14 protein-coding genes and 1 pseudogene are annotated in these 13,961 nt (G+C 67.3%); 4 read left to right on the top strand and 11 right to left on the bottom strand.

Annotated elements, in window-relative coordinates; translation table 11 throughout:
* Window positions 1–53 precede the first annotated feature (53 nt).
* From TL10_RS06575 to TL10_RS06565, 3 genes are all read right to left on the bottom strand, one after another.
* On the bottom strand, window positions 54–1,406 hold the full coding sequence (locus tag TL10_RS06575; protein ID WP_131630693.1) for a hypothetical protein: 1,353 nt from the start codon (window positions 1,404–1,406) through the stop codon (window positions 54–56).
* A gap of 436 nt (window positions 1,407–1,842) precedes the next feature.
* Window positions 1,843–2,988, bottom strand: a complete 1,146-nt coding sequence (locus TL10_RS06570; protein ID WP_043985012.1) for a cation:proton antiporter — start codon at window positions 2,986–2,988, stop codon at window positions 1,843–1,845.
* Window positions 2,989–3,011: 23 nt separating this feature from the next.
* Entirely contained in the window at window positions 3,012–3,389 is a 378-nt protein-coding gene (locus TL10_RS06565; RefSeq protein ID WP_043985011.1) for a hypothetical protein, read from the bottom strand.
* Between the two features lie 175 nt (window positions 3,390–3,564).
* Here TL10_RS06565 and TL10_RS06560 point away from each other — a divergent pair, with 175 nt between their 5' ends.
* The 4 genes from TL10_RS06560 to TL10_RS06545 are packed head-to-tail and all read left to right on the top strand — an operon-like array spanning window position 3,565 to window position 6,700.
* A complete protein-coding gene (locus tag TL10_RS06560) occupies window positions 3,565–4,362 on the top strand; it encodes a PadR family transcriptional regulator (RefSeq protein ID WP_043985010.1) in 798 nt (265 codons plus the stop codon).
* Window positions 4,363–4,377: 15 nt separating this feature from the next.
* Window positions 4,378–5,247 (top strand): oxidoreductase, encoded by an 870-nt coding sequence (locus TL10_RS06555; protein ID WP_043397219.1) that lies wholly within the window; start codon window positions 4,378–4,380, stop codon window positions 5,245–5,247.
* A complete protein-coding gene (locus TL10_RS06550; RefSeq protein ID WP_192830195.1) occupies window positions 5,244–5,981 on the top strand; it encodes a class I SAM-dependent methyltransferase in 738 nt (245 codons plus the stop codon). The genes TL10_RS06555 and TL10_RS06550 overlap by 4 nt, the downstream gene beginning before the upstream one ends.
* A 20-nt stretch (window positions 5,982–6,001) precedes the next feature.
* Window positions 6,002–6,700: a class I SAM-dependent methyltransferase gene (locus TL10_RS06545; protein WP_043397217.1), complete on the top strand. Its 699-nt coding sequence runs from the start codon at window positions 6,002–6,004 to the stop codon at window positions 6,698–6,700.
* 3 nt (window positions 6,701–6,703) lie between these two features.
* Here TL10_RS06545 and egtE read toward each other — a convergent pair whose 3' ends face one another.
* From egtE to TL10_RS30570, 8 genes and pseudogenes are all read right to left on the bottom strand, one after another.
* Window positions 6,704–7,837 carry an ergothioneine biosynthesis PLP-dependent enzyme EgtE gene (gene egtE, locus TL10_RS06540; RefSeq protein ID WP_043397216.1) on the bottom strand — a complete coding sequence of 378 codons (1,134 nt, stop codon included), beginning with the start codon at window positions 7,835–7,837 and terminating at the stop codon, window positions 6,704–6,706.
* Complete coding sequence (gene egtD / locus TL10_RS06535; protein WP_043397214.1) at window positions 7,834–8,829, bottom strand: L-histidine N(alpha)-methyltransferase; 996 nt, start codon at window positions 8,827–8,829, stop codon at window positions 7,834–7,836. Before egtD ends, egtE begins: the two co-directional genes overlap by 4 nt.
* A 16-nt stretch (window positions 8,830–8,845) precedes the next feature.
* A complete protein-coding gene (gene egtC / locus TL10_RS06530; RefSeq protein ID WP_043397211.1) occupies window positions 8,846–9,529 on the bottom strand; it encodes an ergothioneine biosynthesis protein EgtC in 684 nt (227 codons plus the stop codon).
* Window positions 9,529–10,827, bottom strand: a complete 1,299-nt coding sequence (gene egtB / locus TL10_RS06525; protein ID WP_043397208.1) for an ergothioneine biosynthesis protein EgtB — start codon at window positions 10,825–10,827, stop codon at window positions 9,529–9,531. Before egtB ends, egtC begins: the two co-directional genes overlap by 1 nt.
* Window positions 10,824–12,110 carry an ergothioneine biosynthesis glutamate--cysteine ligase EgtA gene (gene egtA, locus TL10_RS06520; protein WP_043985009.1) on the bottom strand — a complete coding sequence of 429 codons (1,287 nt, stop codon included), beginning with the start codon at window positions 12,108–12,110 and terminating at the stop codon, window positions 10,824–10,826. The genes egtB and egtA overlap by 4 nt, the downstream gene beginning before the upstream one ends.
* A 139-nt stretch (window positions 12,111–12,249) precedes the next feature.
* Window positions 12,250–12,894: a sensor domain-containing protein gene (locus TL10_RS06515; RefSeq protein WP_043397205.1), complete on the bottom strand. Its 645-nt coding sequence runs from the start codon at window positions 12,892–12,894 to the stop codon at window positions 12,250–12,252.
* Between the two features lie 46 nt (window positions 12,895–12,940).
* A complete protein-coding gene (locus tag TL10_RS06510; protein ID WP_043397197.1) occupies window positions 12,941–13,777 on the bottom strand; it encodes a mycofactocin-coupled SDR family oxidoreductase in 837 nt (278 codons plus the stop codon).
* A gap of 44 nt (window positions 13,778–13,821) precedes the next feature.
* Window positions 13,822–13,961, bottom strand: a pseudogene (locus TL10_RS30570) (NADH:flavin oxidoreductase); the annotation flags it as partial.

Here is a 13,961-nt window from a genome sequence, read left to right as displayed (position 1 = left end):
ACGTACTGTGGCCCCAACGCCTTTCGGCGTTGGGGCCACAGTCCGCTGTTCGGCTACTTGCTGCTGCCGGTCTTGCCCTTGGGGGCCTTGGTGGCACCCTTGATCGCGTTGGTGATCGACTTCGCCACCTTTGACACGGGGTTCTGCGCCTTCTTGGTCTTGGGCGCACCGTCCTTGGGCGTCGTCACCTTGTCGGCGCCCTTGGTGTCAGTGCCCTTGGCATCGGCATCCTTGGTCGCGCCCTTGGCATCGGCATCCTTGGTCGCGCCCTTGGCGTCGGCGCCCGTCGCGTCAGCAGACTTGGCGTCGGCGTCCTTCTTGTCGGCGTCCTTCGCGTCGGTGGCCTTGCCATCAGCAGCCTTGGCGTCGGCTTCCTTGGTAGAGGTGTCCTTAGCCGAGGTGTCCTTCGCCGCGTCGGTGGCCGGTGCCGCCTCGGTCGAGGTCGCCGCAGTGGCCGTGGCCGCCTTCTTGGTCGTCGCCGGAGCCGGGTCTGCCGCCGAGGTGTCCGTCGCCGTCTTCGTGCTCTCGGCCGCCGTACCCGCCGCCAGCGCCGCAACCGGCGCTGCGGCCAGAGGAACGGTGACACCACCAGGAGCATTCGGGTTCACGTTCAGCGCCGTGATGATCCGATTCACGATGTACGGCACGGTGCCGGTTTCAAAATCCGTGACATTCTTCTGAATGTTCTGCACGAGGCTCACCACATTGTTGAGCACGCCGTTGTAGATCGTGCCCGGATTCAGGGTGAGTACCGACTGCAGAATTCCCGTCACGCTCTTGACCACCTGCTGAACCACCGGAGTTGTTCCGAGGCAGGAGCCGCAACCAATTCCGACTGTCGAAATCGCCAGGCCGGCGACCAATGCGGTGACCGAATCAAGCACCGCGGGCACCAATGCCTCGCCCACCGCCAACGGTTGCTGCAGGATGTTCTGCACCGGACCGTTGATGCCGGTGATCAACTGCAGTCCGCCGGGAAGCAGACCACCCACCAGCGAGTCGATGGCGCCGTTGACATTGAGCGTGCCGAGGTTCCCCAGCACGTTGACGAGAGTGCCCGGCAACGCGCCACCGAGGGTGAAGGTCGCGCCGGTGATGTTGCCGATCAACTGCATGCCCTGTTGCACGCCGTAGTTCGCATCGAGCACCACCTGGCGCACCAGCGGATTCACGCTGGTCTCCACCATGTAGCTGGTTTGCCCGACCGTCTCGGCGAGGGCGTTGTAGATGTTCCCCAGCGCCACGATCGGGTTGACCAAGGCTGTCAGGTGCACGTCGGATACCTGCACGTGAGGAACTGCCGGCAGGTGCGTTGCCGTTTGCGGCACCATCGGCGCCACAGCAATCACACTCGCCCCCGCGAGAGCAACGCCCGCAGTGAGATACGGCTTCATGGTGAGCTGCATTCGAATCCTCCCAGTTATCGCGACACCCGTGTGACGCAGAAACTTACCCCTAGTAAATGGGTGTTTTTGACGAACACACACATTTTCCAGCTAACCAAAATCGATCGACCGGGAAATTATCGATTGCGTTAGATTGCTGTTTTAGCAGGCAAGTTAGGCGTGCTACCGAATCAGCAAATTTGGCCAGCAGGACCGCCCAAATCCGCATTTACGACGTCACAGCCACTTCACAGCAGGGCGAGACCCACGTCACACCCACAATTGAGCGACGGACCGCAACTGCGAGCCGTCGATAAATTGCGACTTCAGCAAATTTCGCTACGCGTAATTTTCGTGCGCGTCATTCATAGCCGCGGCCAACATTCCGGGAACGCTCGACGCCGGCCCCGATTCCACATACTGAGACGGTGCGTCGAGCCTTACGGCGTGGCGAAATTCAGGCGGCGGCAGTTTGCCGACGCTTGGCAATGCTGCCGGCAACGGACGTCGCCACGACGGTCAACAACGCGCCCAGAATCAGCGCCGACGGCTCCCCCGGACTCAGCAGATGCTGCTGGGTACCCAACGTGGCAGCAGCCACCGGAACACCCAATTGCGCTGCCGCCAGGACCCCGAGCGAAAGCGGTTGCCCGAACAGCCGGCCACTGAGATGCGCAAGCACCGCCCCCACGCCCAGCGCCACGCCGAGCGCGATCAAATCCGGATGCTCCCCGAGTTCCCGCACCTGCAATGACGCGCCGAGCCAGACGAAGAACAACGGCGCGAAGAAGCCCTCGGTGATGCCGAACAGTTGGCGCGCGAGCCGTCGGGGCTCTCCGACCGCCGAAAGGCACAGTCCCAGCGCAAAACCCGCGAGCATGATCGAGACATGCGTCGACTTCGCCAGCGCCGCCAGGCCGAACAGCACGATCAGGCTGATCCTCAGTTCCAGCGCCAGGTGCCGGCTGTGCGAGTACTTGTGCATCCGCTTGAGCCATCCGCGCTTGGCTTCGTACTGCAGAAAGAAGTAGAGCAGGACCGCGCACGCAGCGATCGCCAGCGCCCCCACGGCCGCACGCGCAGCACCGGCCGGGTTGATGGCCAACGGCAACAACACAATCGACGCGGCATCCGCGATCGCGATCTGGGCGGTAACGGACAGCACCGGCGGCCCCGTCAGACCCAACGATTGGATCACCGGCAGCGCCAGCGCCGCCGACGAGGACGCCATGAGTACCGCGTACAACGGTGCGTGGCCCGTGCCGAACAGATGCGCGATGACGGCACCGAGTACCGCCGCGAATGCGCCCACCACGATCACCCGCAACAGCGCTCTAGGCAGATCACCCCGTAATGACTGGTCGCGCACCGGCACATGGGTGCCGACGATGAACATCACCAGCGCGAACCCGATGTCCGCCAGCAGCACGAACGTCGGGTTGTCCGCGTCGACGATGCCGAACCCGGTCCGCCCCACGATGATTCCGGCCACGAGTTCGCCGACGATCACCGGCACCCGCAGCTTCGGCACCGCCGCCAACAGCGGCCCCACCAGTCCGATGACGGCCAGCAGCGCCAGGGCATGGAATCCGAAATCGCCCATCGGTCAGCCGGTCAACGTCGTGGTCAGGACTGCCACGACACGAGCCGGCAGGGGATGCCGGTGTTCTCGTCGGTCAGATAGCTGGCGCACACCCGGTGGTAGCCGTCGCCGATCTGCAATGGCGCCCCGCTGTGAACATCGCCGCGTACCAACAGGATCGGCGAGAGCTTCTTGCCGTCGCTGATCTTGCCCAGGTCGGCCCGCACATGGGCGTTCGTCTCCGGCAGCAACGGCAGTTGTGCCGCGCGCAGGATGTCTTTCGCTTTCCGCGTCGTCGTCTTCGCGGTCTTGAGCGCTGCGACCACCTTGGCCACCTCATCCTTGGAGGCCAGCATGGTCAGGTAGTCGGCCGCCGCGTCGTAGTCATGATCCTCGGGATCGTCCAGCCACTTCACCGCCATCGCCACACCCTAATCGCGGCCGCGGCGGTGCGGGCTGCGCGCGGTGAACTCTCAGCGGACGGGCAGGCATCGACGTACATCACAGCCCGACCTGTTGCCTTCCGATAGTTTCCGATATATCGTTAATGCATCGGGGGCGCGCTAGGTGCCTCCCTCCCGAAAGAAGAACACATCTATGGACACCCCATTCACTCCACCTGGCCGCCCGTTCGACGGCGGCCCTTTCAATCACCCATCGCACGGCGGCGGCTTCGGTTTCGCGCCCGGCGATCGTTCACCGTTCGTCGGCCCTGCTGACCGGCGCGCCCGGCACGACGAGCGCCGCGCAACCCGCAGGGACATGCGCGAACAGTTCCGTGACCACGTGCGGGAACACCGCGGCGAGGGCGGCCCCGGCTTTGGCTTCGGCCCAGGCTTCGGCGGCCCCGGCTTCGGTTTTGGTCCCGGCTTCGGCCCCGGATTCGGCGCGGGCCCCTTCGGACCGGGCGGTCCCCGCGGACGACGTCATGGCGGCCGAGGACGTCCCAGTGGCCGCAGCCGGCGTGGCGACGTTCGCGCCGCCATCCTCAAGCTGCTCACCGAGCGGCCGATGCACGGCTACGAGATGACCCAGGAGATCGCCGCACGCAGCGACGGCCTGTGGAAGCCCAGCCCCGGCTCGATCTACCCCACCCTTCAACTCCTGGAGGACGAGGGTCTGATCAAGCCCGCCGAAAGTCATGGCAGCAAAAAGACTTTCGAGCTGACCGACGACGGCCGCACCGCCGCCGACGCGATCGAGACCGCCCCCTGGGAAGAGATCACCGAGGGTGCCGATCCCGCCGCCATGAACCTGCGCAACGCGCTCGGCCAGTTGTTCGGCGCGGTCGCTCAGTCGGTGCATTCCGCGAATGCCGAACAGCAGCAACGCATCCTGGACATCGTCAACAACGCCCGCCGCGAGATCTATCAGATTCTCGGCGAGTCCGACTAGCGTTAGCCTGGCTACATGACGACGTACGCGCTCGGTCAGTACCAGGTCCACCGGGTCGGATTCGGGGCCATGCAGCTGCCCGGGCCCGGCGTCTTCGGTCCACCACGCGACCGTGACCAGGCGATCGCCGTGCTGCGACGCGCGGTAGAGCTCGGTGTCAATCACATCGACACCGCGCAGTTCTATGGCCCTGACGTAGCCAACCAGCTGATCCGCGAGGCCCTGCACCCATATCCGCAGGGCCTCGCTCTGGTCAGCAAGGTCGGCGCCCGCCGCGACCAGGCCGGCAACTGGTTACCGGCACAACAGCCCGACGAGCTGCGGGCTGCCATCGAGCAGAACCTGGCGACCCTCGGCACAGACCGGCTGGCAGCGGTGAACCTGCGGGTGATGGGCCCCGACGGCGATCCCAGCGCACCGGGCGAGGTCGACCGCGACCTGTTCGACCGCCAGCTCACCGCCATGATCGCCGCCCGCGACGAGGGGCTGATCGACGGCATCGGCCTGAGCAGCATCTCGCTCGAACACCTGGAGCTCGCGCTGCAGCGCACCGACATCGCGTGCGTGCAGAACGCCTACAACCTGCTCGACCGCTCCTCGCAGCCGGTGCTGGACGCCTGCGCCGCGCGCGGCATCGCGTTCGTTCCGTTCTTTCCGCTGGGATCGGCGTTCAATCCGGAGAACCCCGTGCTCGGCCACCCCGAAATACGGCAGTCCGCAAGCGAACTCGGCCGGACTCCCGCACAGGTCGCGTTGGCCTGGACGCTGGCGGCGGCGCCCAACATGCTGCTGATCCCTGGCACGTCCTCAGTCGCGCACCTGGAGGAGAACCTCGCGGTGGCCGACATCGAGGTACCCGCCTCGCTGACAGCCGCGCTCGGATGAGCACCGACATCGATCGCATGCCGCGCGGCGGCCCGCAGGCGTCGTGCCTCGATCGGGCGTTGCAGACCGACCTGCCCGAGTATCTCGACCGCGACGACGTCGACCCCGCCGTCAAGCGCAGCGTGGTCCGCGCTCTGGAGCTCACCGGCAACTGGTTCGGCCTCCATGAGCGCTTCGCCCACATCGCGATGGAAGAGGTCGCCGACATCCCGGACCCGCGCATCCTCGAGCTCGGGGCCGGCCACGGCGGGCTGTCGAAGAAGGTGCTCGAGATGCACCCCACGGCAACCCTTACGGTCACTGATCTGGAACCGGATTCGGTTGCCGCCATCACCGCAGGAGACCTGGGATCCGATCCGCGGGTGACGGTGCGCGACATGGATGCGACGGCCATCGACGCGGCCGACAGTGCTTACGCCCTGGCCGTTTTCGCGTTGTCGTTCCATCATCTGCCCCCGTCCGCCGCGGTCCGGGTGCTCGCCGAGGGCACCCGGGTGGCGGACAAGTTGCTCATCATCGACCTGCCCCGGCCACCGTCACCGCTGCACGTGATGCGGCTGGCCGCCATGCTCCCGCTGGCCCCGTTCGTACCGTTCGTGCATGACGGCGTCATCAGCTCGCTGCGGGCCTACAGCCCGGCCGCGCTGCGGGCGCTGGCCGATCGAGCCGGCGTCGACATCGAGTTGCGCGGGGGCCTGTGCACGCCGCAAATCGCCATCGCCACTCGCAGGTAGGTCCGCGTACGTTGGAACCCATGACGGACTCCTCCAACGAAGTGATGGACTGGGACAGCGCATACCGTGAAGAAGGCGAATTCGATGGGCCGCCGCCGTGGAACATCGGCGAACCGCAGCCTGAGCTCGCCGCATTGATCGCCGCAGGCAAGGTCACCGGCGAGGTACTCGACGCCGGCTGCGGCTACGCCGAACTCTCGCTCGCGCTGGCTGCGGACGGTTACACCGTGGTCGGCATCGAACTCACGCCCACCGCAGTGGCCGCAGCGAAAAAAGCTGCCGCCGAACGGAATCTGACCAACGCCACGTTCGTCCAGGACGACATCACGTCGTTCACCGGGTTCGACGGCCGGTTCGACACCATCATGGATTCGACGTTGTTCCACTCCATTCCGGTGGAGGGCCGCGACGGTTATCAGCAGTCCGTGTTCCGTGCCGCCGCGCCGGGCGCCAAGTACTACATCCTCGTGTTCGCCAAGGGCGCGTTCCCCGCCGAGGCAGAACAGAAGCCGAACGAGGTCACCGAGGCCGAGCTGCGTGAGGCCGTCGGCAAGTACTGGGCGATCGACGAAATCCGGCCGGCGTTCATCCACGCCAGCATGCCTGGCCGAGCACCCGCTGGTCCCGGGCAGCCCACCTTCGAAATGCCGCCACACGCCCTCGACGAGAAGGGCCGCATGAAGATGCCGGCGTTCCTGCTCACGGCACACAAGGCCTGAGCGTCAGGTCGACGCGGCAGTCAGCGCACCGGCGAAGGACTCCAGTTCTTCGCCGGTGACGTCGACATGCGGCGACACCCGCAGCACGGGAATCTTCATCTCGTGCGGGGCCCGATCGATCCCCGCCACAGTCGTGACGATGCCGTGGTCGGCAATCAGTTTGGCGCGCACGGCATTCGGGTCGGCGCCGCGCGTCGGCTCCAACGTGGTGATGGCCGTGGGCTCATCGACATTCTCGACCACCCGCCAACCCGGCAGGGCCGCCAGCGCGGTCCGCGTGAGCCGACCCACCTCGGCCAACCGCGCCCGCACCAGTTCCGGCCCGGCCACTAGATGTTCCTCAAGCGCAGTTGAAAAGGCCACTCGGGCAGCCACATTGGCTTCGCCGAGGTCCAGTCGCTTCAGCACCGGCAACGGCGTCCCCCATTCCGGCAGTGGGATGCGCGGCCGAAGCCGGTGCGACACAGACGAACTGATCGCCAGCAACCCGACCCCGCGCGGCCCGGCCAGCCACTTACGCGACGATGCGTAGATGACGTCGGGTGACACCGCGCAGTCCAGATGGCCCAGCGCCTGTGCCGCGTCCACAGCCACCGCCACGCCGATCGCGTGGCACGCCAGCACGAACTCGGACAACGGCTGTGCCACGCCGCGGTGGCTGCCGAGCGCCGTCAGATGGGCCAGAGCCGGCGGATCGCTCTGCAAGAGCGCGACTGCTACCTCGACGTCGAGCCGCCCTTGTTCGTCGACCGGTAGCTCGCGGACGGTGAACCCGTTGGCTGCCATCACCACCAGGTTGGGGCCGTACTCGCCCGGCAGGCAGGCAATGGTCTTCTCGCCATCCCAACTGCTGAGCAGCAGATTGAGTGCATTGGACGACCCGGTGGTGAACACGACGTCACCGGCGGACATCCCGGTCAGCGCGGCCACCGCCGCCCGCCCGCCTTGCAGGACGGGTTCCGCGGATTCGGCTGCGACATAGCCGCCGACCTGTGCTTCCAATCTGGCGTGCTGGGCGGCGGCGTCGATGACGGCGAAGCTCTGCCGCGAGCAGGCGGCGTTGTCGAAATGCAGGCCAAGCGGTTTGGGCCGGGCAGCACGCCACAGGCGCGCGACGGTGGGATCGGCCCCGCTCACGTCCGCAGGTCCGGCTTGACCGCCAGTGACAGCCCGAAGTCCCCGGCCGGGTCGGTCCACCACTCGGTCTGCTGCAGCCCGGCGGCCGCTAGCTCGGCCGCGACGCCCTCGGGGCGGAACTTGCACGACACCTCGGTCAACATCTCCTCACCCGCCTCGAACTCCACCGACAGACCCAACTCGCGTATCTGAATCCGTTGCGCGGCAACGGACCTCAGCCACATTTCGATACGCTCGTATTCGGTGTTCCATCGTGCCACATGTTCGAAGCCATCGAGATCGAAATCAGCGTCCAGCTCCCGGTTCACCACTGCCAGGACGTTGCGGTTGAACTGCGCGGTGACCCCGGCGCTGTCGTCATAGGCCGCGACCAACCGGGTGGTGTCCTTCACCAGGTCGGTGCCGAGCAGCAACGTGTCACCCGGTCGCATCGCCTCGGCCAGGCTCGCGAGGAACTCCGCCCGCGGACCGGCCGTCAGGTTACCGATCGTCGACCCGAGGAACACGATCAGCCGGCGGCCCACGACGGGCAGCTCGCCCAGGTGCTGCTCGAAATCGCCTCGCACCCCGCTGATCTCGACACCGTCATACTCGTCGGACAGCTGGGTGAGTGCCGCGCTGAGCACGTTCTCGTCGACGTCGAACGCCACGAATCGGCGCAGCGCGGCGGCGTCCCGGAAGGCGTCGAGCAGGATGCGCGTCTTCTCCGACGTCCCACTGCCCAGCTCGACCAGCGTGTCCGCACCGGATGCCGACACGATCGCACCGGCCGCCTCATGCAGGATGTGCGCCTCGGTGCGGGTCGGGTAGTACTCGGGCAGCCGGGTGATCTGATCGAACAGGTCACTGCCGACGGCATCGTAGAACCACTTGGGCGGCAAGGATTTCGGCGACTGCGACAGGCCGTCACGGACATCGTGCCGCAGGGCACGAGGTGCCCAGTCGGCGGCGAGATGGTTGGTCAGCAGCGGTGCCGTCTTGCTCGGTGTCATTGTGGTCCTCTCCAGTTCATGCCAGTGCCGTCACCTCGACACCGGCGGCCGTCACCTCGACGAGGTGCCGGTCCGGGATGTCCTGCCAGTCCGGGTGGTCGTCATAGGGCTCGCTGGCCAGCACCACTCCATCAGGTCGGCGCAATACCGACAGCGTGTCGCCCCACACGGTGGCCAGCATCCGGGAACCGTTGGCCACCAGGATGTTCAGCCGCGCCGACGGGTCGGCTTCCCCTACCGTGCGCACGCTGTCCGCCAGGTTGTCCAGCCCTTCGGCGAAGATGTGGGCGGCCAGGATCGCGCTGTCGACCGTTGATTCCGCGGACCGTGACACCGGCAGCACCGCTCGGTCGACGACGCCGTTGTGCGACAACAGCCACGCTCCGTCGGTGAACGGCGCCGACGCCGACGGCTCGATGGGCATCCCGACCGTGGCCGAGCGGACGGCGGCCACCACACACCCGCTGCGCAACGCCGGCGCCACCGACGCCAGTGACGCATCGCCCCACAAGGGCGCGGCACTACGCCAGCGGCGCGGTGCCGCGCCATCGAAGAACCCGACGCCCCAGCCATCGGCATTGAGCAATCCGTGCTTCTGCCGCCGAGGCGAATAGGACTGCACCAGCAGGCCATTCGCAGGTTCCAAGATCAGTGACGACACCGAGACGGGGTCGCCGAGCCAGCCCAGGTGACGACACATCAGCTGTCCACCGACCAGGCCAGCCGCACGCCGGAAAAAATCTGCCGCCGGATCGGGTGGTCCCAGTTGCGGAAGCTGGGCCGCAGAATGTCGCCCGCCACCGCCCAGGAACCCCCGCGCAGGACCCGGTAGTCACCACTGCCACTGCCTTCGAAGAACGGCTGTGAGTACCGGTCGTAGATCATCGGCGTGAATCCCGGCCAGGGCCGCAGCGGGGACGTGGTCCACTCCCACACGTCGCCCAGCATCTGCTCGACTCCGTAGGCCGATGCGCTGTCCGGATATGCCCCCACGGGCGCCGGCCGCAGCGCGGCGCCGTCGAGATTGGCCCGGTTCCCGTCGGGTTCGGTTGCGCCCCAGGGATATCGGCGCCGCGCGCCCGCCGCGGGATCCCAGACGCAGGCCTTCTCCCACTCGACCTCGGTGGGCAGCCGCGCACCGGCCCAGGCGGCGTAGGCCTCGGCTTCGTAGAAGCTGACATGCTGCACGGGTTCGCCGGCGGGCAGTTCCTCGACATGACCGAACCGGACTCGCGTAGCGCAATCTGCACTCCAGAACTGCGGCGCGACCAGGCCCGCCTGTTGCCGATGCTCCCAGCCGGCGGCGGACCACCAGCGCGCCTGTCGATAACCACCGTCGGCGACGAACTCGCGCCATTCGGCGTTGGTGACCGGCACCCGGCCGATCCGGAACGACGGCACATCGACGACGTGCGCCGGGCCCTCGTTGTCGAGCGCGAAGGGCTCAGCCGATGCGTCGACACCGAGCACGAACGGTCCGCCGGGCACCAGCACCGACGTGCCCGCGACCCCGGCGCGCCCCTGCGGCAAAACAGCGCCCGGACCCAACAGCGGTGGGCCGCTGCGCAGACTCAGGGCCTGCAGCATGGTCTCGTCGTGCTGGTTCTCGTGACTGATGACCAGAGCGAACGGAAATTCGGCGCCGGCCTCGTCGGGCAGCCGGTCAAGAGCGTCAAGGGCTTTGGACCGGATGGTGCGGCAGAAGGCGCGCGCGTCGGTCGGCGGTAGCAGCGGCAGGGACACCCTGCTGGCGCGAGAATGCACGAATGCGTCGTACAGGTTGTCGACGTCCGGCGGTAGCAGCCCGGGGCGATTCGGGTCGCCGCCGCGCAGCAGCCACAGTTCCTCCTGCTGGCCGATGTGCGCGAGATCCCACACCAGCGGGCTCATCAGCGGGTCGTACTGGCGCAGCAGTTCGGCATCGTCGAACTCGACCAGGGCCAGAGTCCGGTCCCGGGCTCGGGTCAGCCCTCGGGCCAACAGCTCGCGCGTACTCACACCCCACCTTTCAGCCGATCATCAAGTGCCAACCCGGTGATCGCCGAATCGATTCCGTGCGCGACGACCTGGTCCGCAAAATCGTCGGCCGCACTACGGCCCTGCATCACCTGCCGCAGCAGCCGGTCCATCGAGCCCGCCACATCAGCCGGCGCAACCTCGGCAGCCGCTTGCACGCACTGCACCGCCGCGGCCCGCAGCCGCGGATCGGCCAGCCCCACCCGCGCCGCCTGATCCCACGCGGTGGCCACCGATTCTGTTGCTTCCCAAGCGATCTGCGACAGCCGGGCATCGTCGAGCAAGGAGACCAAGGTGAACACCACTGCCGGCCACAGGTCGTCGGACAGGGCGTCGAGGTAGCGGATCTCCAGCCAGCGCCGCGGCCGAACCGGCGGGAACAGCGTCGTCAGGTGGTAGTCCAGGTCGGCCTCGGTCGGCCGGCGCCCGCCGAGCAGCGTGCGCCCGTCCGCCCAATCCGCGAACGGCACCCATTCGGTGACAGGTTCCGCCTCGGGCGTGTGCACGAGCATCACCGGCGCTTTGAGCGCATAGCGCGCCCAGTCGCTGGCGGGATCGTCACCGCTGGCGCCGAGGATCGGCCCGCAGCGCGCGGTGTCGAGCTGTCCCCAGATCCGCTGGCGGGTGCTCTGCCATCCGGTGAACTCACCGCCCAGCATGGGCGAACTCGCCGACACGGCGATCATGGTCGGACCCAGGGCGTGGGCCAACCGGACGCGGTCAGCCCAACCGTCACGCGGGCCGGCGTCGATATTGATCTGCAGCGAGGCGGTCGAGGTCATCATCGCCGCCCCGGCCGCACCCGTCCCACCGGCCGCGAAGAACGCCTCCATGGCCCGATAGCGACCGCCGGGGTTCACCCGGGCCTGCGGACGGAGCGGGTCCACGCCGAGCGGCAGCAAGCCCAGTCCGCGGCGCCGCAACGATTCCCGCAGCACGGTCTGATCGGCCTGCATGGCCGCGATCGCGGCCCCGGCGCCGTCCAGCGGCGGTCCTGACAGTTCGATGGCGCCGCCGGGTTCCATGGTGATCGCGCTGCCGCCGGGCAGCTGCGGAACGGCTGCCACGGCTTCGCTCAGTTCATCCCACCCCGGCCGCCGCGTCACGTCGGACAGATCGAAGCAGTGCGCCTCGATTTCGAGGCCGACGCGGCCCACCGGCCCGTCCCGCAAGCACCCGCCGCCGGCCAGCAGGGCGGCGCCGTACGCGCTGGACAACTCGGGGTATTCGGCGTGCGGTCGACGCACGGCGGTAGCGGTGCCCATCTGAACATCCCCTTCCGAGATCCGGGTCGACCCCCGCATCCGTTGGTTGGTGTTCCCTAGTGTTCGTCCGACGATGCCATGAGGTACCGACAAAAATCTGCGCAATATCTCTGCGCGGCCTGACTCGCCCCGGCCACCGTCATTGCCCCAAGGCGTTCTGCATGGCCCCGGCCAGTACGTTGACCGCAGGACCGGCGTTGCCGGATTGGCAGACTTTCGCCTGCAGCAGAACGTTCTCCCGCAGCCGGGTCTGCACGAAACAGCGTCGATCGGTGTCTGCCTCCTGCTTGACCCAGGCGGCGTCGGTCGGGCCGGCCTGTGCGCCCGCGAAGCTCCAGATCTCGGTCCGGCCGTCCTCGAGGTGCATCGCGGTGGTCTGCCCCGAACATCCGACGGTCCGGTCGACGACCCGGTGGAACGCCCGTGCCGCGGCCTCGGGCGTGGCGAAGACGCCCACCGCCTGCTTGGCCGAGTGCCTGTCGTCGGTGGCCGTCGTCTGCGCTACGGCTCCGTTGAACGACGCCAGGTCGGGGTCGCCGTACACCTCGGGCAACCCGATGTCGCCCCAGTTGTTGCACACCGGGAGGTCGACGAAGAAGCCCTGGTAGGGCGCGGTGAAGGTGGACTCCCAGCCCATCGGGGCGCCGACCACATTGCCGACCGAGCCCTTGCCGAGGACCGCGTACGACACCACGCCGGGGTCCGACGGTCTGGCGGCCGCGACCGGCGCCAGGGCGAGTGCAGCGGTGACGCAGGCTGTGAACCAGATCGGGCGCGCAGTCATGGTTTCGATGATGCCAGCTGCGGCCGACGTGACCAGCGGCGCGATGTCAGCCGGTCAGTCGGGCGGTGGCACCCGCGTCGACCGGCAAGACCGTCCCGGTGATGTGTGTGCTGTCCGGGTGTGCCAAGAACATCACTGCGCGGGTGATTTCAGCCGGCTTCATGAAAGCCACCGGCTGCAGATGCAACGACCCGAACACCGATTCCACGTCGGCGAGAGTCGGTTGGTCCAAATCAGGACGCATGGCTCCGAACAGCGCATCGTTGAAGGTCATCGGGGTTTCGACATTGCCGGGGGCGACGGCGTTGACGGTGATCCCGAAGCCGGCCAGATCGTGCGCGGCGACCTTGGTCAATCCGATGACGCCCCATTTGGACGCGGCATACGCGGCCTGGCCGAAATTCCCGCTGCGGCCGAGCATCGAGGACACCGTGACAATCCGCCCATACCCGCGGGCGATCATCCCCGGCGCCACCGCAGCGATCGTGTTGAACGTCCCCGTCAGGTTGGACCCGATGACTTCATCCCACTGCGCCGACGGGACGTCGGGCAGCATCGCGATCGCGCTGACACCGGCATTGGTGACTGCGATGTCCAATCGGCCCAACCCCGACTCGACGTCGGCCACAAAGCGTTCCAGCGCGCCACGGTCGCTTGTTGACAGTTTCGCTGTGAGGCAACGTCTTCCGGCCGCTTCGACCATTTCAGTGGTGGCGGCCAGATCCGATTCTGTCGCCAGCGGGTAGGCGATCTGCTCGTTGTTCTCGCATCGGTCACAAATGGCAATATCCGCGCCCGCCTCGGCCAGCGCCACCGCGTGCGACCTACCCATACCCCGAGCCCCACCGGTGATCAACGCAACGAGGCCGTCAAAGTCGCCCATACAACTCCTATCGCAGTAATCGACAATCCCGGGCACCCGCCGGTTCAGTCGGGCTTGCCGGTCACCACACAGTGGGTGTGGCTGTAGATGGTCGGCATGCACAGATTGCAGTGTGTGCAGCCCGATTTGACGCTGCGGTCCGCTTGAATCCGGTTGAGCAGATCCGGTTCGGCCAGCAGAGCAC

The organism is Mycolicibacterium llatzerense, from assembly GCF_000878195.1.
Taxonomy (GTDB): Bacteria; Actinomycetota; Actinomycetes; order Mycobacteriales; family Mycobacteriaceae; genus Mycobacterium; species Mycobacterium llatzerense.
The sequence above is the reverse complement of the archived record's forward strand: the minus strand, read 5'-3'. Positions and strand labels throughout refer to the sequence as shown.

What these genes read in the sequence shown, in the direction of transcription:
- TL10_RS06575 (WP_131630693.1), bottom strand. Translation starts at nt 1,406, where the DNA reads ATGCAGCTCACCATGAAGCCGTATCTCACTGCGGGCGTTGCTCTCGCG.
- TL10_RS06570 (WP_043985012.1), bottom strand. Translation starts at nt 2,988, where the DNA reads ATGGGCGATTTCGGATTCCATGCCCTGGCGCTGCTGGCCGTCATCGGA.
- TL10_RS06565 (WP_043985011.1), bottom strand. Translation starts at nt 3,389, where the DNA reads ATGGCGGTGAAGTGGCTGGACGATCCCGAGGATCATGACTACGACGCG.
- TL10_RS06560 (WP_043985010.1), top strand. Translation starts at nt 3,565, where the DNA reads ATGGACACCCCATTCACTCCACCTGGCCGCCCGTTCGACGGCGGCCCT.
- TL10_RS06555 (WP_043397219.1), top strand. Translation starts at nt 4,378, where the DNA reads ATGACGACGTACGCGCTCGGTCAGTACCAGGTCCACCGGGTCGGATTC.
- TL10_RS06550 (WP_192830195.1), top strand. Translation starts at nt 5,244, where the DNA reads ATGAGCACCGACATCGATCGCATGCCGCGCGGCGGCCCGCAGGCGTCG.
- TL10_RS06545 (WP_043397217.1), top strand. Translation starts at nt 6,002, where the DNA reads ATGACGGACTCCTCCAACGAAGTGATGGACTGGGACAGCGCATACCGT.
- egtD (WP_043397214.1), bottom strand. Translation starts at nt 8,829, where the DNA reads ATGACACCGAGCAAGACGGCACCGCTGCTGACCAACCATCTCGCCGCC.
- egtC (WP_043397211.1), bottom strand. Translation starts at nt 9,529, where the DNA reads ATGTGTCGTCACCTGGGCTGGCTCGGCGACCCCGTCTCGGTGTCGTCA.
- egtA (WP_043985009.1), bottom strand. Translation starts at nt 12,110, where the DNA reads ATGGGCACCGCTACCGCCGTGCGTCGACCGCACGCCGAATACCCCGAG.
- TL10_RS06515 (WP_043397205.1), bottom strand. Translation starts at nt 12,894, where the DNA reads ATGACTGCGCGCCCGATCTGGTTCACAGCCTGCGTCACCGCTGCACTC.
- TL10_RS06510 (WP_043397197.1), bottom strand. Translation starts at nt 13,777, where the DNA reads ATGGGCGACTTTGACGGCCTCGTTGCGTTGATCACCGGTGGGGCTCGG.